At 67.5% G+C, this 19,654-nt stretch carries 19 protein-coding genes and 1 tRNA gene; 8 read left to right on the forward strand and 12 right to left on the reverse strand.

Translation table 11 applies throughout. From position 1 onward, the window contains the following. Positions 1 to 12 precede the first annotated feature (12 nt). Positions 13 to 1,497 (forward strand): replication factor C large subunit, encoded by a 1,485-nt coding sequence (locus EDM04_RS14975; protein WP_123623496.1) that lies wholly within the window; start codon positions 13 to 15, stop codon positions 1,495 to 1,497. A gap of 41 nt (positions 1,498 to 1,538) precedes the next feature. Here EDM04_RS14975 and EDM04_RS14980 read toward each other — a convergent pair whose 3' ends face one another. After that, a complete protein-coding gene (locus EDM04_RS14980) occupies positions 1,539 to 2,729 on the reverse strand; it encodes a HAMP domain-containing sensor histidine kinase (protein WP_123623657.1) in 1,191 nt (396 codons plus the stop codon). Positions 2,730 to 2,977: 248 nt separating this feature from the next. On the opposite strand from EDM04_RS14980, the gene EDM04_RS14985 reads away from it, so the two are divergent. Next, on the forward strand, positions 2,978 to 4,057 hold the full coding sequence (locus EDM04_RS14985) for a zinc-dependent alcohol dehydrogenase family protein (RefSeq protein WP_123623498.1): 1,080 nt from the start codon (positions 2,978 to 2,980) through the stop codon (positions 4,055 to 4,057). A 24-nt stretch (positions 4,058 to 4,081) separates the two neighbouring features. Here EDM04_RS14985 and EDM04_RS14990 read toward each other — a convergent pair whose 3' ends face one another. The 6 genes from EDM04_RS14990 to EDM04_RS15015 form a co-directional block, all read right to left on the reverse strand. Beyond that, positions 4,082 to 5,008, reverse strand: a complete 927-nt coding sequence (locus tag EDM04_RS14990) for an amino acid ABC transporter permease (protein WP_123623500.1) — start codon at positions 5,006 to 5,008, stop codon at positions 4,082 to 4,084. Beyond that, complete coding sequence (locus tag EDM04_RS14995; protein ID WP_123623502.1) at positions 5,008 to 5,754, reverse strand: amino acid ABC transporter ATP-binding protein; 747 nt, start codon at positions 5,752 to 5,754, stop codon at positions 5,008 to 5,010. Before EDM04_RS14995 ends, EDM04_RS14990 begins: the two co-directional genes overlap by 1 nt. After that, complete coding sequence (locus EDM04_RS15000) at positions 5,751 to 6,563, reverse strand: amino acid ABC transporter permease (RefSeq protein ID WP_123623504.1); 813 nt, start codon at positions 6,561 to 6,563, stop codon at positions 5,751 to 5,753. The genes EDM04_RS14995 and EDM04_RS15000 overlap by 4 nt, the downstream gene beginning before the upstream one ends. A 1-nt stretch (position 6,564) precedes the next feature. Further along, positions 6,565 to 7,362, reverse strand: a complete 798-nt coding sequence (locus tag EDM04_RS15005) for a basic amino acid ABC transporter substrate-binding protein (RefSeq protein ID WP_123623506.1) — start codon at positions 7,360 to 7,362, stop codon at positions 6,565 to 6,567. A 56-nt stretch (positions 7,363 to 7,418) separates the two neighbouring features. Continuing rightward, the gene (locus EDM04_RS15010) at positions 7,419 to 8,312 is read right to left on the reverse strand and encodes a COX15/CtaA family protein (protein ID WP_343198564.1); all 894 of its coding nucleotides are present in this window, start codon (positions 8,310 to 8,312) and stop codon (positions 7,419 to 7,421) included. 432 nt (positions 8,313 to 8,744) lie between these two features. Next, positions 8,745 to 9,200 (reverse strand): DUF5814 domain-containing protein, encoded by a 456-nt coding sequence (locus tag EDM04_RS15015; protein ID WP_123623508.1) that lies wholly within the window; start codon positions 9,198 to 9,200, stop codon positions 8,745 to 8,747. Positions 9,201 to 9,306: 106 nt separating this feature from the next. Here EDM04_RS15015 and EDM04_RS15020 point away from each other — a divergent pair, with 106 nt between their 5' ends. Both EDM04_RS15020 and EDM04_RS15025 read left to right on the forward strand, forming a co-directional pair. After that, positions 9,307 to 9,486 (forward strand): hypothetical protein, encoded by a 180-nt coding sequence (locus EDM04_RS15020; RefSeq protein WP_123623510.1) that lies wholly within the window; start codon positions 9,307 to 9,309, stop codon positions 9,484 to 9,486. Between the two features lie 191 nt (positions 9,487 to 9,677). Beyond that, positions 9,678 to 9,750 (forward strand) — tRNA-His (locus EDM04_RS15025). Positions 9,751 to 9,986: 236 nt separating this feature from the next. On the opposite strand, the gene EDM04_RS15030 is transcribed toward EDM04_RS15025, so the two are convergent. Both EDM04_RS15030 and EDM04_RS15035 read right to left on the reverse strand, forming a co-directional pair. After that, entirely contained in the window at positions 9,987 to 11,681 is a 1,695-nt protein-coding gene (locus tag EDM04_RS15030; protein WP_123623512.1) for an ATP-binding protein, read from the reverse strand. A gap of 102 nt (positions 11,682 to 11,783) precedes the next feature. Beyond that, a complete protein-coding gene (locus EDM04_RS15035) occupies positions 11,784 to 12,248 on the reverse strand; it encodes a sodium:calcium antiporter (RefSeq protein ID WP_123623514.1) in 465 nt (154 codons plus the stop codon). Positions 12,249 to 12,389: 141 nt separating this feature from the next. On the opposite strand from EDM04_RS15035, the gene EDM04_RS15040 reads away from it, so the two are divergent. The 4 genes from EDM04_RS15040 to EDM04_RS15055 all read left to right on the forward strand — a co-directional run bounded on the left by EDM04_RS15040 (position 12,390) and on the right by EDM04_RS15055 (position 15,710). Next, the gene (locus EDM04_RS15040) at positions 12,390 to 13,031 is read left to right on the forward strand and encodes a hypothetical protein (protein WP_123623516.1); all 642 of its coding nucleotides are present in this window, start codon (positions 12,390 to 12,392) and stop codon (positions 13,029 to 13,031) included. Then, positions 13,028 to 14,134, forward strand: a complete 1,107-nt coding sequence (locus EDM04_RS15045; RefSeq protein WP_123623518.1) for a hypothetical protein — start codon at positions 13,028 to 13,030, stop codon at positions 14,132 to 14,134. Before EDM04_RS15040 ends, EDM04_RS15045 begins: the two co-directional genes overlap by 4 nt. A 36-nt stretch (positions 14,135 to 14,170) precedes the next feature. Then, positions 14,171 to 14,992: an alpha/beta fold hydrolase gene (locus EDM04_RS15050; RefSeq protein WP_123623520.1), complete on the forward strand. Its 822-nt coding sequence runs from the start codon at positions 14,171 to 14,173 to the stop codon at positions 14,990 to 14,992. 124 nt (positions 14,993 to 15,116) lie between these two features. Further along, entirely contained in the window at positions 15,117 to 15,710 is a 594-nt protein-coding gene (locus EDM04_RS15055; RefSeq protein WP_123623522.1) for a hypothetical protein, read from the forward strand. 311 nt (positions 15,711 to 16,021) lie between these two features. Here the strand turns inward: EDM04_RS15055 and EDM04_RS19000 are convergent, their stop codons facing one another. From EDM04_RS19000 to EDM04_RS15065, 3 genes are all read right to left on the reverse strand, one after another. After that, positions 16,022 to 16,156, reverse strand: a complete 135-nt coding sequence (locus EDM04_RS19000; RefSeq protein WP_277424151.1) for a hypothetical protein — start codon at positions 16,154 to 16,156, stop codon at positions 16,022 to 16,024. Further along, the gene (locus EDM04_RS15060; RefSeq protein WP_123623524.1) at positions 16,149 to 16,844 is read right to left on the reverse strand and encodes a hypothetical protein; all 696 of its coding nucleotides are present in this window, start codon (positions 16,842 to 16,844) and stop codon (positions 16,149 to 16,151) included. Before EDM04_RS15060 ends, EDM04_RS19000 begins: the two co-directional genes overlap by 8 nt. 1,026 nt (positions 16,845 to 17,870) lie before the next feature. Further along, positions 17,871 to 19,550 carry a Na+/H+ antiporter NhaC family protein gene (locus tag EDM04_RS15065; protein WP_123623526.1) on the reverse strand — a complete coding sequence of 560 codons (1,680 nt, stop codon included), beginning with the start codon at positions 19,548 to 19,550 and terminating at the stop codon, positions 17,871 to 17,873. Between the last annotated feature and the right edge of the window lie 104 nt (positions 19,551 to 19,654).

The raw sequence follows: 19,654 nt of genomic DNA on the forward strand, positions 1-19,654 counted from the left end.
CTTGCCCCGGTAATGGCCGATTGGACGGAGAAGTACCGCCCGAGCACGCTCTCGGAGGTCCGCGGCAACGACAAGGCCCGCGACGCGTTCGCGGAGTGGGCGCGCTCGTGGGACGACCACCGCGAGGCCGTCGTCCTCCACGGGAGCCCGGGCGTCGGGAAGACGAGCGCGGCCCACGCGCTCGCGAACGACATGGGGTGGGAGACGGTCGAGCTGAACGCCTCCGACCAGCGCACCGCCGACGTCATCGAGCGCTTCGCGGGGCGGGCCGCGCGAAACGCCACCCTCGGCGGGAGCGCGGCCGGCGGAGGGGCCGGCGGCGGCGACACCGCCTCGCGCCAGCTCGTAATCTTGGACGAGGCCGACAACATCCACGGCAACTACGACCGCGGCGGGGCCTCGGCGATCACGGAGCTGGTCAAGGAGTCGGGCCAGCCCATCGTCCTCATCGCCAACGACTACTACGACATGGCGCGCGGGCTCCGGAACGCCACCCAGGAGATCGAGTTCCGCGACGTCTCCGCGCGCTCCATCGTCCCCGTCCTCCGCGACGTGTGCCGGAAGGAGTCGATTGAGTTCGAGTCGGACGCGCTCGAGCGGATCGCGGAGCGCAACCGCGGCGACCTCCGCGGCGCGATCAACGACCTGCAGGCCGCCACGGAGGGCCGGGACTCGATCGCGGTCGAGGACGTGGTCACCGGCGACCGCGACAAGGCGCTCGGCCTGTTCCCGTTCCTCGACGCGGTCCTCAAAGAGGAGTCGGCGGAGGAGGCGCTCCGGTCGGCGTACGCCGTCGACGAGACCCCCGACGACCTAACGATGTGGATCGAGAACAACGTCCTCGACGTGTACGAGCCGATGGAGGCGGTCCGCGCGTACGACTTCCTCGCGAACGCCGACGTGTGGCTCGGGCGCGTCCGGGCGACCCAGAACTACACCTACTGGCGGTACGCCACCGACAACGCGGCCGCGGGCGTCGCCGCCGCGCGCGACGGCGAGAAGGGCGGGTGGACGCGCTACGGCCGCCCGCAGTTCTGGTCGTCCTCGGACGCGACCGCGGACGAGGTCGTCGGACGGATCGCGGCCGCGAGCGGGTGTAGCGTGGCGACCGCGCGCCGCGAGGTCCTCCCGTTCCTACAGGCGGTCACCCACCACTGCAAGCCTCGGGAGCTGACGGTCGCGATGGCGGCCGCCTACGACCTCGACGAGTCCGGGGTCGCCTTCGTCACCGGATCCGGCGAGTCGACGAACAAGGTGGAGTCGATCGTGGAGGACGCGCAGGCGCTCCGCGAGGAGCGGATGGAGGACCACGCCGAGGGCGCCTTCGCCGGCGGCCGCCGCGCGACGGGCGAGACCGACTCCCCGACCGACGACGAGGCGGTCGAGACCGGCGCGCCGGTCGCTGACGAGGGTGACGAGGAGACCGACGGTTCCGCGGGCGACGACGGCCGCGAAGACGATGACGACGGACAGGCGGGACTGAGCGACTTCGTCTAAGCGGGCGTGGGGCGACTCACGGATGTGTCGGTCGCCGCGGCTCACTCGCTCGGCGGCGTTTCCGAACCCGTTCGGGAGCCGGTGCTCTCGGACTGGGAGACGGAGCTTTCGTTCGGTGCGGGGTCGACGGCGCCCGCTCCCTCGGGATCGACGAGGTCGACGTCGGTGAACTCGAACCGGGCGCCGCCCGCCCGGCTCTCGGCCACCGACACCCCCCAGCCGTGGGCCTCCGCGATGCGTTCGACGATGGCGAGCCCGAACCCCGTCCCGTCCGTTTCGGTCGAGTGGCCCGGTTCGAAAACCGTGTCGCGCTCGGACGGGTCGATCCCCGAGCCGTCGTCGGCGACGTAGAAGCCGTCCGGCAGTCGGCCCACGAACACCCGGAGCGAGGGGTCGCGACCGGTCCGGGTCTCCGCGTCGTCGATCTCGGAACCGGGACGCTCCGCGGCTCCGCCGGAGGCGGCCGGACCGGTCCCGTCGATCGCCTCCTCGGCGTTCCGTTCGCCGGAATCGACCGAGAGCCTGTCCTCCGCGCCGTGTTCGATCGCGTTGCGGAAGAGGTTCTCTAACGCCTGTCGGAGTCGGCCTCGGTCGCACTCGACCCACGGCAGGGACTCGTCGACGACGAGCGCGACGCCCTCCGGCGCGTCGACCGTTTGCCACGCCCGATCCACGACGCTCCGGAGATCCGTCGTCGCTGTCTCCTCGACCGTTCGGCCCTCGCGAGCGAGCGCGAGGAGGTCGGAGATGAGATCGTCCATCCAGCCGAGCGCGTCGCGGGCGCGGTCCAGCCGCTCGTCCGCCTCCTCGCCCTCGAGCTTCCGGGCCAGTTCGATGTTCCCGGCGGCGACGGAGAGGGGGTTCCGCAGGTCGTGCGAGACGACGCTCGCGAACTCCTCTAACCGCTCCCGCTGCCGTTCGAGCCGTTTGCGGCGCTGAACCCGGTCGTCGGCCGGGAAGAGGTAGCCCACGACGTCGCCGCTCTCGTCGCGCGCGCCGCGCTCGTGGACCCACTCGGGCTCGTCCCCGACCGCGAGCCGGTACGTCACGTCGACCGCGCCCTCGTCGAGCGCGTCGCGGAGCCGGTCCCTGTCGTCCGACTCGACGATTCGGAGCCAGTCGGACCGCGGCAGCGCCTCCGAGTTCAAGCCCGACTCGCCGCCGGCCTCGACGACGAGCTGCGTCGGGTCGCCGTCCGGTCGCCGATACGCGACGCCCGGTCGACGCTCCATCGGCTGCGTCACGTCCGATCCGTGCTACTATAGGATAATAAACCTTTCTAGAATATCATTTCAGGGATCAGTCGTACGGGTGGCGAGCTTTCATAATATCCAGTTCAGAGCCGTTAAAAGAGCGTTTACGGAGTGAAACAAAGTACACCCCTCGTCGCTACCGAATGTCCTATCACTATCACATCACGTGTCTGACGCCGCTCGTACCCGGAGATCGGTTTTAATCCCCGCGGGGTCGTGGGTCCGGTATGCGCGCGGCGATCCTCCGCGAGTACGGCGAATCGCTGGCGATCCGCGAGGTCCCCGAGCCGGAGCCCGGTCCCGACGACGCCGTGGTCCGCGTGGCGGCCTGCGGCGTCTGTCGGAGCGACTGGCACGCGTGGGCGGGCCACGGCGAGTGGGCCGACGACCGGGTCCCCCGCGGCCAGGTGCTCGGCCACGAGCCGGCCGGCGAGGTGGTCGCCGTCGGTGACTCCGTCGACCGGTTCGCCCCGGGCGACCGCGTCGTGGTCCCCTTCTCGCTCGGCGACGGCACCTGTCCGCGCTGCCGGCGGGGACACGGGAACGTCTGCGACGACGGGCGGGCGCTCGGCTTCGAGCCCGACGCCCCCGGCGCGTTCGCGGAGCGCGTCGCCGTCCCGGACGCCGACTACAACCTCGTCGAGCGCCCGCCGTGGCTCGACGCGACCGCCGCGGCCGCCTTGGGCTGCCGGTACATGACGGCCTACCACGCCCTCGCGGAGCGGGCCGGTCTCGGCGGCGGCGAGCGGCTGGCCGTCCACGGCTGCGGCGGCGTCGGGCTCTCGGCGGTCCAGCTGGGCGACGCGCTCGGCGCGCGAGTCCTCGCCGTCGACGTCGACGACGAGGCCCTCTCGCTCGCTCGCGATCTGGGCGCCGACGAGACCCTGAACCCGAACGAGCTCGGCGACGACGAGGAGGCGGTGCCGGACTGGATCCGGACCCGCACCGACGGCGGGGCCGACGTCTCGGTCGACGCGCTCGGAATCGCCGAGACGTGTCGTAACTCGGTTCGCTCGGTGCGCCCCCGCGGGACGCACGTGCAGGTGGGACTGACCACCGAGGCCGAGCGCGGCGAGGTGTCGCTGCCGACCGACTGGATGACCCGGTGGGAGGTGTCGTTCGTCGGCTCGCGCGGAATGTCACCGACCAGCTACGGCGACCTGTTCGCCCTGATCGAGGCGACCGACGTGGACCCCGCCGCGCTGGTGAGTCGAGAGATCTCGCTCTCCGAGGTCTCCGACCGGCTCGCCGTGATGGGCGAGTACGACGCGCGGGGCGTCGAGGTCGTCACCGACTTCACGAGGTAGGGTCGGGTCCCCGGGAGGAGCCTCTCACTCCTCGCTATCGGCGCCGAGTCCGGGAATCGAGACGCGCTCCTCGACGCGCTCCATCAGCTTCGAGGCGGTGAGGACCAAGGCGAGGTACGTCACCCCGGTCACGACGAAGATGAGCGTGTACCGGAACGTCTCGGAGGCGATCTGGTCGGCCCGGTAGTAGAGCTCGGGGACCGTGATGAAGGCCGCCAGCGACGAGTACTTGATCAGGTAGACGAACTCGTTGGTCCACGACGGGATCGCGTACCGGAGCCCCTGCGGGAGCACGACGTAGTAGATCGTCTCCAGCTTCGAGAGCCCGATCGCGCGGCCCGCGGTGATCTGCCCCTCCTCGACGCTCTCTAGGGCCCCGCGGATGTACTCGGCCTGATACGCGGCCCCGTTGAGCGTAAACCCGAGGATCGCCACCCAGACCACGTCCCGCGCGAACACGCCCGAGAACGCGCCGGGGACGTAGCTCGCGAGGTTGAGCCCGTAGTAGAGCACGAACAGCTGCGCGAGGAGGGGCGTGCCGCGCAGCAGTTCGGTGTACGCCAGCGAGAGCCACGCCGAGAACCGGCCGTACACGCGGGTCACCGCCAGCGGGACGGCGATGAAGAACCCGAGAACGAGGCTCACGGCGGTGATCACGACCGTGAGCCACGTGCCCCGCGACAGCTCCGGCGTCAGCTCGACGACGAAGGCGGCGTCGGCCGCGTACGCGGCGAATCCCGGAATCGCCGCGAAGGCCGTCTCGACGGCGCCCGCCGGGATCAGCGGTTGGCCGACCGGCACGAGGACGCCGCCGAGCCACCGGTTGACCCAGCTCGCGACGAGCCAGCCCCAGAACAGCGCGCCGGCGGCGACGAGGAGGAGCCGGCCGACCGAACGGTCGGCGTCGGCCACGCGTTCCCGTACCGTCGCGGGTCTCGTCGCGCTCGCCATCAGTCGTGACTCGCGATCCGTTCGAGGAACCGGCCGGTCCGTTCCTCCTCCGGGCGATCGAACAGCTGTTCGGGCGGTCCGCGCTCGACCACGCGGCCGTCGTCGAGGAACACGATCTCGTCGGCGACCTCGCGCGCGAAGCTCATCTCGTGGGTGACGACGAGCATCGTCATCCCCTCCTCGACGAGCCCGTGCATCACCTCCAACACCTCGCCGATGAGCTCGGGGTCGAGCGCGCTCGTCGGCTCGTCGAACAGCATGAGCTTCGGCTCCATCGCCAGCGCGCGGGCGATGCCGACCCGCTGCTGTTGGCCCCCGGACAGCTCCGCGGGGTAGGAGTCGAGCTGGTCGGCGAGTCCGACGCGTTCCAGCTGCTCCTCCGCGCGCTCGCGGGCCGCCGTCTCCGAGAGCCCGAGGACGCGGCGCGGGCCGAGCGCGACGTTGCCGACCGCGGTGAGGTGCGCGAACAGGTTGAACCCCTGGAACACCATCCCGACCTCGCGGCGGAGCTCGTCGACGTCGAGATCGGGCGAGAGCACCTCCTCGCCGTCCAGCAGGATCGACCCCTCCTGCGCCTCCGCGAGCCGGTTGACGCAGCGCAGCATGGTCGATTTCCCGGAGCCGGAGGGGCCGATCAGGACGGTCACGTCGCCCCGATCCATCTCGAAGGAGACGTCTTCCAGCACCTTCTCGTCGCCGTACCACTTCGAGACGTCCGTCACGCGGAGGAAGTCGTCGTCACTCACGCCGACTCACCCTCCGGGATCGCGTAGCGGTCGCCGAGGTAGTCGAGCGCGCGGTTCGTCGTGAACGTGAGGACGAAGTAGATTGCACTGATGAAGAGGATGACTTCGAGCACCGCGGTCGTCTGCTCCGAGAACAGGTCGTACCCCCGCGTCAGCAGCTCCGCGAGCCCGATCGCGAACACGATGCTCGTGTCCTTCAACACGATCGTGAACTCGTTTTGAAAGCCCGGGATCGACCGGCGCAGGGCCTGCGGAACGACGACGTACCGGACCGCCTCGAACCGCGAGAGCCCGATCGAGCGACCCGCCTCGAGCTGCCCCTCGTCGACGCTGGAGAGGGACGCCCTGAATATCTGCGACTGGTAGGCGGCGCTGCGCAGGCCGAGCCCCAAGATCCCGGCGGTCATCGCCGACGATATCGAGGCGACGCCGAGGTTGATCTGCGGGACGCCGACGACGAAGTACATCACGATGAGGATCACGACGATCGGGGTCCCGCGGAGCACGATCCCGACCGTGCTGACGGCTCGCTTCAGGAGCCCGTCGCCGTACACCTCGACCGCGCCGGCCGGGAACCCGACGACGAACCCGAGGAGGATCGACGCGAATGTGAGGCCGATCGTGAGCAGGGCGCCGACCCCGAGGTAGTCGGCGTTCCGCCGGACGAACCCCCAGTCGGCGGGTTCGCCGACGACCCACCAGTCCGCGGACCCGCCGGCGGCCGCGAGCGCCGCGAGGCCGTCGCCCGCCGGGAGGTCGGTCGCGACGCTGGCGGCCGCCGCGAGCGCGAGCGTCCCCGGGTCCGACATCCTACTCCTGTCCGAACCAGGTGCTGGTTATCTCCTCGTACGTCCCGTCGTCGCGGACGGTCGCGAGCCCGTCGTTCAGCGCCGACTGGAACTCCGACTCGCCCTGCCGGATGCCGAAGCCGAACTGCTCGCCGGTCTCCTCGACGAACGCGACCTCCACGTCGCGGTTGGCCGCGAACGTCTCCGCGACTGGCAGGTCGATGACGACCGCGTCGACGTTCTCGTTCGCGAGGTCCTCGACCGCGAACACGTAGCTGTCGTACGAGGAGTAGTCGTCCTCGGAGATGATGCCGGGCTCGATGAGGTTCGTCGACACCTGGTCGGCGCCGGTCGTCCCCGACTGCGCGCCGACGCGGACGCCCTCGAAGTCCTCCCACGACGACGGCTGGAAGTCGCCGCCCTCGCGCACGAGGATCGCCTGATCGGACTCCCAGTAGGGGTCCGAGAAGGCGATCGTCTCCTGCCGGTCCTCGGTGATCGTCATCGCGGCGGCGATCACGTCGATCTCCTCGTTCTGGGTGAGCGCGGGGATGAGCGAGTCGAACTCGAAGGTGGCCCACTCGCCCAGCTCGTACTCGGTCTCCCCGACGACGGCCTCCAGCAGGTCGATGTCGAAGCCGACCAGCTCGCCGTCCTCCTGCATCTCGAACGGAGGGAAGCCGGGCGCGGTGCCCGGGGTGATGGTGGTGCTGTCGTCGCCGAGACAGCCGGCGACGCCGGTCAGCCCGACGGCGCTGGCCCCGCCGGTCAGCTTCAGGTACGTACGACGGCTCATGTCCGTCTCCGCGCGGTATGACATACCTGAGGGTGAACGTGAACTGATTTTAAGCTTTCCTCCTCGGGCGGAGAGGGCCCTCAGTCGCCGCGGACGGGGTTCGCCGTCGTCCCCTCCGACCCGACGCCCCTGACCGTCCACGCGGCGCCGAGCGCGAGCGCAGCGGCGACGCCGAGCGCGACGAGGTTGAGCCGCTGCCAGAACGCGGTGTACAACACCAGGTCGCGGCCCAGAAGCAGGGTGCCGACCAGCGCGGCCATCGACCCGGCGACGAGCAGGCGGGCGGTCCTCGCGGTCGACCGATCGAGACCCGGGTAGCCGGTGCGGACGGCCTCCGTGGCGTACGCGACGGCGGCGACGAGCCCGAGGTGGCCGGCGAGCCCGGTCGCGTAGAAGCCGGCCTGCGCGCCCGGCGAGTAGGTGACGAACGGGACCGCCCGCGAGAAGACCGCGCTGGCGACGATCCCGGCCGCGGCGATCCCCACCGCGGCCCGGAGCAGCCGCGGGGAGCCGCGGCCGCCGCCCCAGATGGTCGTCAGCCCGAGCAGCGTGAAGATCCCCAGCGCCACGATCAGGTGGGCGGCGTGCGTCGACACCGTGTACCCGCCGGGGACGAGGCCGCCCACGGTGACGGTGATCGCGCCGACCGTGATCTGCAGCGGGAGGATCGCGACCGCGAGCGTCGCCGCCAGCCGGGTGCGGCGGTCGAGGTCGCCGATCCACGTCCAGCCCGCGACGCCGACGATGAGGAACCCGGTGACCATCGCCCACACGCGGTGGAACCACTCGATGAAGTCCGGGTTGATCGTCAGCGCGGGGATGAGCTGGTCGGAACAGAGCGGCCACTGGGCCTGACACGCCAGCCCCGAGCCCGTCGCCGCGGTGTAGACGCCGAGCGCGAACAGCACCAGGGTCATCCCGGTCGTCGTCGCCGCGTACCGCCTGAAGGTCAACCACGCGGGCCGAAGACTCATTGGTCGAGTTCGGGTGTGAGCGCACTTAGACCGTTCGGACGCTCCGGGGAGGCGGGAATTCGGTGAACGGCGTGAGTACCTCCATCGATCGCTTTCGACTTATAAAGAAATGGCGGTGGCGCGCGCCTCCGAGCGCCCTCTGGGCGCGAGGAGCGCGTGCGAGGGAGTCGGTCGGCCGGAGCAACGCGGAGGCCGACCGACGAGGCTGGGGAGGTGTGAGGCTACGGTGCTGTGCGGTCGGGTGGGACTCAAAGGGGCAGTCGCGAAAACGGCGCAGGCGACGTAAGCACTGCAAGGAGTGAGCGGAGCGAACGACTGAAGCGCGCAGCGAGCGTGCGCCGTTTTCGCGACTGGGGCTTTGGTGGCCTTCACCATCGATCCGTCGATAACCGTTTATAAATAACCGACAGGGACTCTACTCGCGAATACCGATTATCCCGCCAGCTCGCGTTTCGCTCTCCTTGCTCGCTCCGACATCTCCTCGTTGCCCTCGACGTCGGCCAGCGTCTCTAACGCCTCCAGCTGCCGCACCGAGTCGTCGAGGAAGGAGAGCACGTCGCCGGTGTACGCGTACACCATGTAGTCGTCGCTCATCACGTCCACGATCGCCTGCGGGCCGAGCCCCTCCGCCCGGAGCTCCAACACGTACCGCATGAACTTCTCCTCCGGGCAGCCGCAGTACGGGTTCGCCTGACAGTCGCAGTCGAGGAAGTCCTCCGCGAAGTCCAAGATTCGGTCCCGCGTCGTCGAGTCGAGCTTCGAGAGCCCGTCGCCGGTGAACAGCATGTCGAGGGTCGCGCCGGCGAAGGCTCCCTTCGGGATGTTCGTCTCCAGCTGGGAGGCGAGCTGCCGGTGGTTCTTCACGTAGATCTTGTCGGTGAACGCCACGGTTGCCCCCGAATACGCCGGCTGGAAGTAAAAACGGCGTGGTCGTGGGGCCGACTGGATACGGTACGGGCGTACATTTATTTCAAAAGTACACGAAGTATATACCATGCCCGTTCGCATCGAGGAGTTCGAGTCCGGCGACCTGCCGGACGGGCCGAGCGTCCCGGAACGCGTGGTCGCACACCTCTACGCGCATCGCGACAAGGCGTTCACTCGGGCGGAGATCGCCGCTGAGATCGACGCCGACGCGTACGCGCTCCGCGAGGTCAGCGAGCGCGAGGAGTGATGCGACCGGAGCGCGGCGAAGACCTGATCGCGTGGCAGGGCCGAGTCGGCGACGCATTCGTCGATCTCGTCGTCGACTCGCTCGACGCGTATCTCCGATGACCCGATCCGTTCCCCGAACGACACCGCACCACACGCCCGTCCGGGAGTCGTAACGGTTATTTATCAAAGCGGGATAGATATCGACGCGTGTCCGGGTTAGGGTAGTGGACTATCCTTCAGCCTTGTGGAGGCTGAGACGCGGGTTCGATTCTCGCACCCGGACCTTCTGAGGAACGTAGTGACGAAGAAAGCCGGAAGGCGAAATCGAACCACGCGAGACGAGCAGTAGCGAGTCTCGCAATCGGGTTCGATTCTCGCACCCGGACCTTTTCCGACGACTGAAGCGAGGAGCGATGAGTCCGGAAGGCGAGACCGCAGCGGGGAGCGAACCGTCCGGTCGGTTTCTAAATGGGTGTCGTCCCCGACCGCAGTTTTTTTCCACCGTGGCGTCGCCGTCGGCTACTCGGCCGTCCGCGTCCTCTCTGGCCGTGCGAGCTCGACGACGAAGACGGCGCCGCGCGGGTCGTTGTCCTCGACCCACACCTCGCCGTCGAACTGCCGAGTCAGGATCGAGACGAGGTAGAGCCCGATCCCGGAGCCGGCGCTTTCGAGCCCCTTCTCGCCTTTCCCGAAGATCTCGTCTTTCTCCGCGTCCGGAACGCCCGGACCGTTATCGGCAATTCGGACGCGGATCCGGTCGTCGACCTCCTCGCAGGCGACCGTCACCTCGGGTTCGTCGGTGTCGTTGTGCTGGACCGCGTTGTTCAGGAGGTTCCGGAAGACGGACGCGAGCATCTCGTTGGCGAGCACCGTGACTCCGGTCGGGTCCTCGGACACCCGGAACGTCGCGTTCGGGAAGGAGTCGCGAGCGGTCTGGACCTCGGCGGTCAACACCTCGTCGAGCGCGACCGGCTTCACGTCGAGCACGGCGTCGCCGGCGAGCGAGTCGACGAAGTCGCGGGCGGTTTCGGTGAGTTCGATGACGTGCGCGGACGCCCTGACCACGCGTTCGATCGCGTCTTGCCCCTCCTCGTCGACGTGGTCGCGGAGCGTCTCGGTCCAACCGTGGATTACGGTCATGTCGTTGCGGATGTCGTGGCGGACGACGCGGTTCAACGCCTCCAACTGTCCGGTCCGTTCCTCCAGCTGTTCGGTCCGTTCCTCCAGTCGGACTCGATAGCGCTCTCGCTCGGTAACGTCGTCCATCGTGAGCAGCTCTCCCGCGGGTGCGCCGCCAGACGTGAAGGCGTTGCGCGAGATCTGGTAGCACCGGGACGCCTCGTCTCCGGTCCGGATCTCGATGACCTCGTCGTCGTCGCGGTCGATGGCGATCCGGGGAAGGACGGACTCCAACGGGTCGCCGATCGACCCCCCCAAAGCCGGGAACAGCTCGCGGGCGGCCCGGTTGTAGTCGCGTATCCGGCCGGACTGGTCTAAGAAGATCGCGGCGTCGTCGCTCTCGGCGGCGAACTGGATCGCCTCGAACCGGCGGAAGTAGACGAACAGCGTGCCGACCGCGAACAGCGCCACACCCGGCGGCTCGTACATCAGCGGTAGCAGCCACGAGGCGGTCCCGCCGAAGACGGTGGCCGCGGTCGGGAGGGCCGTGAGCGCGGCGAGTACGATCAGCGGCCGACTGTCGGCGCCGGTGTAGTAGAACTGTTCGATCAGCATGAAGAACCCGACGGCGATGACCGCATACGAGATCCCGAGCACCGCCCAGTAGAGGACACCGTGGCGGATCGCGAGGTGGGGAAACGGCTCCGTGGCCCACGCGGTCGTGAAGTAGAGTCCGTGGACCGAATTGGTGACCTTCAGCGCCGCCGTCGCGACGAACGTCCCGATCACGACCCGGCGGTACGGCGCGTGCCGCGGCGATCGTCCCGTGTAGGCCGCACAGAAGTAGAGCCACGCGGCGACCGCGAACAGCGCGAAGACGAACCCGACGATGTACAGCGCCATCTTCGTCGACTCGCCCGGGGCGACGAGGTACCCGACGTAGCCGCCGGCCCAGCCGACGACCGACACGAGCAGTGCGACGAGTCCCTCTCGGGTGTCGTGTCGGCGGATCCGCAATGCACGCGGGATCACCGCGAGACACGCGAGCGCCGAGAGCCCGAAGACGGAGACGTGCGCGAGAAAGACCGGATTCATCGTGCGACGGTTACGCCCTCCGCGCCGCCACCGATAACGGTTCGGATATCCGTCCGACGGACGGGTGCTCGGAGGCGTAGACCGTATCCGAGGCGGCCCGCGTCACCCGAATATCCGAAACAGCCCCAGCACCCATCGAGCCAGCTCGGAGCAGACGAAGAGGGCGCCCTCGGCGCGGGAGAGCCGCCGTCCGGACCACAGCGCCGCGACCATCAGCACCGTGAGGGCCGTCAGCCAGACGAGCGTCTCGATCGCCGCGCCGCCGACGGTGAGCGGACGGAGGAGAGCGGCGATCCCCAGGATACCGAGCACGTTGAACACGTTGCTCCCGACGACGTTGCCCACGGACATCCCGACGTGACCCTGTCGCATCGCGACGAGCGAGACGGCGAGCTCCGGCGTCGAGGTCCCCGCCGCGACGATCGTCAGCCCGATCGTGAGCTCGCTGACTCCCAACCGCCGGGCGATCCGCACCGTCGAGTCGACGAGGGCGCGGGCGCCGATCCACAGGCCCAGAACCGCGAGCGCGATGACCGCGAGCTGAGCGGTCGACCCTCCCGGTGTCATGTGCGTACTCGTTCTCGAACGCCGGTGTTAAAATCGATCCACCGAACTGCGGTCACCCGACCCGCTCAGACCCGTAACGCACCTTCTACTTATGTGTCGGTCGGGCGTTTTGGCGTTCGTCATGGACGGACGTGAGTCGCCGTGAGACGGCGCGAGCTGCTCCGGAGGGGCGGCGGGATCGGGGTCGCCGGTCTCGCCGGGATCGCGGGGTGTACCGGCGGGAGCGACGGTCCGGCCTTCGAGGAGGGGTTCGAGGACGGGATCGGCGACTGGGAGTTCGGCGCCGCGATCGGTCCCGAGGTGAACATCGACGAGTTCGACTGGGAAGCGTCCGTCTCCGAGGAGGAGGCGGCCTCCGGGGAGCGCTCGCTCCGAATTTGGAACCAGGGCGATTACGACGACGGCGTCACGTGGGCCACCCACCCGATCTCCGTCGACTCCGGCGAGGCGTACCGGATCGAGGTGAGCGGGCAGTTCTGGAGCGAGTCGGAGTCGTTCAACACGATCCGGCACGCGCTGATGCGCCTCGGCCCGGAGCCGCCCGAGACCGAGGAGGACTTCCCCCAGCCGGGGCTCAACACGACTGACCTCGGTGAGACGCCCTACGGCGGGCTCCGGGACGCGCTGTGGCTCGCCGACGGGTGGCGGAAGTACGCCTTCGAGTGGACCACCACCGAGCTGTCGACCGACACGCTCCACCTCGCCGTGGGCACGGCGGTGATCTGGGAGGCCGACGCGACCCACTACGTCGACGACCTCTCCGTGACCGTCGAGGCGCGATGAGCGAAGACTCAGAGGTGGCGTCGGGCGCGGGCGACGGCGCCGACAGCGACACCGATACCTCCCCCGACGCCGACAGCGACGCGAATACCGCAGACACGATGCGGGAGCGCGTCGACGAGAACCGGGCGAAGCTCTGGTTGCTGTTGCGCGCGAACCGGCTCCTCGTCGCGGGCGTCCTGACGGTCGCCGTCTTCGTCGCGTTCGTCGCCGCGGCGACCGCCTTCTCCCCCTCCCTCGCCGGCAAGGTCGAGGCGAAGGACCCGATCGAGACGCTGTTCGCCTCGATGATCACGGTGATCGTCACCGGGGCGACGCTCGTGGTCACGATCGGTCAGGTCGTACTCACGCAGGAGAACGGCCCGCTCGGCGACCAGCAGGAGCGGATGAACGGAACGCTCGCGGTCCGGGACTCCATCGAGGAGCTGACTGGCTCGCCGGTCCCCACGGACCCCGCTCCGTTCCTCGACGCGATCATCGCGGCCGCGTCCCATCGCGCTCGGGGCCTCCGCGAGTCGGTCCACAAGCCGGTCCGCGAGCGGGGCGACAACGGTGACGAATCGGACCGAACCGCCCTCCGAGAGGACGTCGACGAGCTCGCCGCGGAAGTCGTCGAGAACGCCGACACAGTGCGCGGACAGCTCGACGGCGCGGAGTTCGGCACCTTCGACGTGGTGTTCGCCGCCCTCGACTTCGACTACGGCCCGAAGATCGGCCGGATCGAGGACATCGCCCACGACCACGGCGAGGCGCTCACCGACGGCGAGCGCGACCTGCTCGAAGAGCTCAAGGAGTCGCTGTCGCTGTTCGGTCCCGGCCGCGAGCACGTCAAGACGATCTACTTCCAGTGGGCGCTGATCGACCTCTCGCGGCAGATCCTCTACGCCGCGGTCCCTGCCTTGGTCGTCGCGGGCCTCATGCTCGCGGTCGTCGACGCCGGGACGTTCCCCGGGAGCACCCTCGGGATCGACCACCTGACGCTCGTGGTCGGGGGCGCGTTCGCGGTCACGCTCCTCCCTTTCCTGCTCTTCGTCTCCTACGTGCTCCGCGTCCTCACCCTCGCGAAGCGGACGCTCGCCATCGGGCCAATGGTGTTGCGGGAATGAACTCCCGTTCGTTAGATAACTAACTATATCACAACCATGCCAACGATTCGAACGAACGGGATCGAGACGTACTACGAGCGACGGGGTGAGGGACGCCCGATCGTCTTCGTTCACGGCGCGATCATGGACCGCCGTATGTGGGCGCCCCAGACGGACGCGCTCGCCGACGAGTTCACAACGGTCGCCTACGACGTCCGGGGTCACGGCCGAACCGGCGGGTCGGACGTACCGACTTACACCGTCGACCTCTACGTCGAGGATCTGCACGCGCTGCTCGCGGCCCTCGACCTCGATCGGCCCGTGCTGTGCGGGCTCTCGCTGGGCGGATGCATCGCCCAGGCGTACGCCGCGACGTATCCCGAAACGCTCTCGGGGCTCGTGTTGGCCGACACGTTCACTCAAGCCCCGCTCGGTCTCACCGGGCGGCTCCTCTTCGCCAACCTCCGAGTCTTCGCCGCTCTCGACCGCGTCGTCCGGTACAAGTCGCTCAACCGGATCCAGATGGCCGTCGGCGATCTCATCAAGCCCGGAGTTGCGGGCGAAGGAGGAACCGTCCAGGAACTCATCGACACGGGTCCGACGATCTCCCACGCGGAGTTCGTCAAGATCGTCGACTCGCTCGTCGCCTTCCCCCGCGGCGGCGACGTCGAGCTCTCCCGGATCGACGTCCCGACGCTCGTCCTCTACGGTGAGAACGAGCCGTCCCTCATGCGCGATCACGCGGCGCTGATGGGCGAGCTGATCCCGAACGCGGTCTCGGTCACCGAGATCCCCGACGCCGGACACGCGTCGAACATCGACAACCCGGCGTTCTTCACGGAAGCGGTGCGGGAGTTCCTCGACGGGCCGGTCCAGTAACGAGTCGGAGATATCCGCAAAACCGGAGTGCGAGATATCCGCAAAACCGGAGTGCGAGCGGAAAACGACCGGACCGACGGTTTGAGCACGAATAACCATACGCGCTGTGGGCCATACGTGACGCATGCACCCACTGCGGCGGCAGTACGTCGGGGGAATCGGAACCGCGTTCGTGGGCGGTTTCGCCGGCTGCTTCGACGGTGGCTCCGGCGACGACGGGACCCGCCCCCCGGGAACGGGCGGTCCCGGAATCACCGTCGCCGCCGTGGACGAGGACACCGACCTCCCGATCCGACCGTCCGTGGAGGTCGTCCGCGACACCGCCACGTCGGACCACCCGCCGCGGCTCCGGACGACGCTCGAGAACGCGAGCGACGAGACGCTGCGAGTCGGCGAGGGCCGAGCCGTCCACTTCGAATACGTCACCAGCGACTCCGGGGTACTCATCCTCCTCCCCGGAGGGAGCGATCGGGAGTATCCCGCGGAGCCCGACTGCTGGCGGCTCACCGAGCGGATCGCGATCACCGAGGAGTACCGGACGTTCGAGATCGGGGCCGGCGAGTCGAGTGAGCGCCTCGTCGACCTGTACGCCACCCCCGACGCCGACGGGTGTCTCCCGGTGGGAGAGCACCGCTTCGAGACGACGGTCTCGGTCGTCTCGGAGGACGCCGAGCCGGAGTCCTCCGCGGAGTGGGGGTTCTCGGTGCTGTTGGAGTAGAATGTCGCCCGCGACACTACCGGACGAAAATCTACTAGTAGGCTCGGAGAAAGTGTAGTACCCGTTTTGAAGGCCTTATACCCACAAAAACGCAGATCTAATCAAATCTAATGGGGGTGTGTTCTTCTTGCCCACCGAACGCGTCTCGGTTCGGATACGTATCGGCCATCGTACTGAGACCAGCCACAACTTGATACGCCGACATCGTGTGTAAATATCCTGTCGACAATCAGGACAATAGTTGATGGATCTGTGTCGGTCTCATCCTACCGCTAAAGCGAGTGGGCTTCCGTCTTGCCCCGCTGTAACAACTACTCGTCGTCCTCGGCGGCCGCACCCTTAGCGTTTTTTACCATCTTCGCCCGAACCCGACCATCATCATCTACTGTGACCCCGTCCGCATCTTCCAGCTCGGCCGCGGATGTCCGTTTTTCTGGGTCAGTCATCACTTGGAAGGTCACGCTCCAGCACTAAAAATCGTTCCGTGAATATCCCATAGGTTACTACGGCTACAAGGATTGTCGCCACCCCCACGAGAGAAACGTTTATTCTCAGACTGAATGAGGTGAGGAAGAGAAATCCGGCAAGCGACGAAAACACGATCCCTACGAAAAGCGCGGCCAAGGAGTATCCGAATCGTTGGGCATTAACAGCGATGACACGGCGATTTTCGGCCACGGCATCAGCGTAGCTGTTCAGGATGGCCTGCTTGTATGTCTGATCATCAAAAACTTCGTCCGAAACGTTATACCCAAACTCTCGCGCAAGTCCATATTCTTGAACGCTACTCAGGAAGGTAATGATTGCCGCGCAGATCGCCAAGAGAAAACCCCCTAACCCAATCAAGAACGAAATGGTTGCGATCAATCCACCATCTGCGAGTGAGACACTATCCGTTTCTGGGATGAGTGAAATTGCAGTGAAGAGAACACCAATCAGAACAGCTGTGTATTGAACTACACGCTGGGCTTTGTTATCGATTTCCCGTAACAGATCGATCTGATGGTCAATCGTCCGCTCAAACCGATTTATGGCATTCTCTATTTGATCGTATTCTACTGACTGCTCAACCCGCATCGGGTCAAATACGTCAGTCCAATCATCGTCTGTTTCGTCACTGCCTGTTCCAGTCATCTATATGGCTCGCTGGCAGCAAGTTGCGTGGAATCTATCTGGTTAGAATGTAAAGCTATTGCCTAGTGATAGCAGATCAAGATCACCACAGAATAGTCTCGGCTCTGTTGAAATCCTCTTATTCAGAGACATATTATCGTCTGAAACAGCCGGTCGCTGAAGAGTGCTTCTTGATCGATGGCGGGAGTAGGTATAGCGAATTGGTGAAACGGTTGTTTATACGCGATCGAGTGGTGTTGCTGGCGGCTGTTTATAAGTGTACGACGGTGCTGGGGTGAACACCTCCAAAGCCCCAGCCACTGAGGGCGGCGCACGTTCGCTGTCGTTCGAAAGGCGCGAAGCGCCTTTCGTGATGACGAGAGGGCTTTGCTCTCTCGAACCACGCTCCCCAGTCGCTCACGGTGTTCGCTCCCTCCTTGCGGTGCTTACATCGCCTGCGCCGCCCTCAGCGGCTGCCCCTTTGAGTCCCGCCCCGCACCGCAGCCTCACACCTCCCCAGCCTCGCCGCGGCCGCCAGAGGCGGCCGCGGGCTCCCTCGCACGCGCTCCTCGCACCCTTATCAGGGCGCTCGGAGGCGCGCGCCACCGCACCGTATTTATAAGCTATCGTCGTCGCTCACGGCTGTTTGAATACTGTCTCGTAGTCACCGATCTGCGACACCCATTCCCGCTATCGCTCACTCCTCAGTCTGTCTTGATCACAACCGAGGCAAAATATATCATCTGCTGAGGATTACAATACAACCGTCGTGTGTGGAGTTGTTTCGTGGCGGTAGCTCTCTACTAGTAGATTGTCGCCCGCAACACTAACGACCGGTCTCATCTCCGGCGGCGTGCCGCGTCGACCGGGAAACCCTCGTGGCGGGCGGTCGCCTGCGCGGCGACGGGCGGGTCGCGTCAGCGACCACATGTGACGCGCCTGGGTTCTCCGCGCTGTCATCGCTCCCATCGGGGAGTACTCGGGCGGGGACTGAGGGCGCGCATCCGACGGTAGCCGGCGAGCGCGTTTAAAAGGTCGGGTGGGCGCTCAGTCGCGCTGATCCTCGCCGGCGACGACCACGCGCTCGCCGTCGTCCGTCTGCGGCTCCGAGACCGACACCGGGTCGATCCCGCGGCGGGCGGCGTCGAACTCGGAGAGGAGGTAGACGAGCGCGGCGAGCAGGACGGCGCCGAGCGGGAGCAGCGCGAGCGGCGTCACCCGGGTGAATCCCCACACGACCAACAGGAGGACGACCACGGCGGCGACGGTGACCGCGTAGTAGATCTGGGTGCGGACGTGGTCGATCAGGTCGGCGCCGGTGAACGTCGCCGAGAGGACGGTGGTGTCGGAGATGGGCGAGCTGTGGTCGCCGAAGATGGCGCCCGAGAAGATGACGCCGACCATCGCCGCCACGAGGGTGTGGCCCGCCGCGCCGCCGCCGCTGATCTCCCACGCGATGGGGATCGCGATGGGGGTGACGATCCCCATCGTCCCCCACGAGGTGCCGGTCGAGAAGGCGATCACGCCGGCGACGACGAACACGAGCGCGGGGAGGAGAGCCGCCGAGACGGTGCCTACGGCCGCGGTCGCGACGTAATCTCCCGTGCCGAGCGCGTCGATGGCTTCGCCGATCCCCCACGCCAGCGCGAGGATGGAGACCGCGGTAAGCATGATTCCGAACCCGTCGATCGTGTACTCGGTCGCGTCGGCGACCCCGAAGATCCCGTACGCCTTCCCGAGGGCGAAGCCGCTGGCGACCATCGCGAACGAGCCGATCATCAGCGCCACCTCGTAGGAGGCGTTGAGCGCGGCGTCCCACAACTGTCCGCCGGCCGAGCCGAACTCGGCGGCGAGCAGGTCGCCGAGGAACGCCGCCGGCGAGAGCCCGCCGGACCACAGCGCGGTCGCGACCGTGACCGCGATCAGGACCGCCACGGGCACGAAGAAGTTGACGAGCCGGGGCGTCGACGCCGGCGGCTCGCCGAGCTCGCCGGCCACGTCCTGCATCGGTACGGCCTCGTCGCGAGTCACCTTTCCGGAGGTCCACGACCGGTGTTCGGCGGTCAGCATCTCGCCGTAGTCGCGACCCGATACCACGATCAACAGCACCATCACGATCGCTAAGATCGCGTACATGTTGAACGGGATCGACGAGAGGAACACCTCGAAGGTGCCGGGGCGGTTCGCCTCGGCGACCCCGGCGGCGTCGTACCCCTCCGAGATGAGCGACAGCTGGAACGCGACCCACGAGGAGATCCCCAGCGTCGCCACCGGGGCGGCGGTCGAGTCGACGATGTACGAGAGCTTCTCGCGGGAGATACGGAGGCGGTCCGAGACGTCTTTCATCGCCGATCCGGCGATCGCGGTGTTGGCGTAGTCGTCGAAGAAGAGGACGATCCCGAGCCCCCACGCGACGAGCCCGGCCTTCCGCTGGGAGTCGAGGCGTTCGAGCGCCCAGTCGCGGACCGCGGCGGTGCCGCCGAGGTTCCACACCATGGCGACGCCGGAGCCGAGCAGCAGGGTGAACACGAGGATGGTCGCCTGGAACTCGTCGGAGACCGCCGCGACGATCCACTCGAACGTCTGGACGATCCCGAGCCCGCCCGTGACGATGACGGCCCCCGACCAGATCCCGAGGAACAGCGACAGCACGGCCTTGCGGGTGATCACCGCCAACACGATCGCGAGCACCGGCGGGACGACGGACAGCGCTCCGAAATCACTCATTGTCACGTACTGTCACGAGCAAGTATATAAACGTCGCGTGCCGCGACGCCGGCCGGGGGCGCAACGTCGCGGGACCGGCGAGGGCGCGACGCCGCGCAACCGCC

It is taken from the genome of Halorubrum sp. CSM-61 (genome assembly GCF_003781945.1).
Taxonomy (GTDB): domain Archaea; phylum Halobacteriota; class Halobacteria; order Halobacteriales; family Haloferacaceae; genus Halorubrum.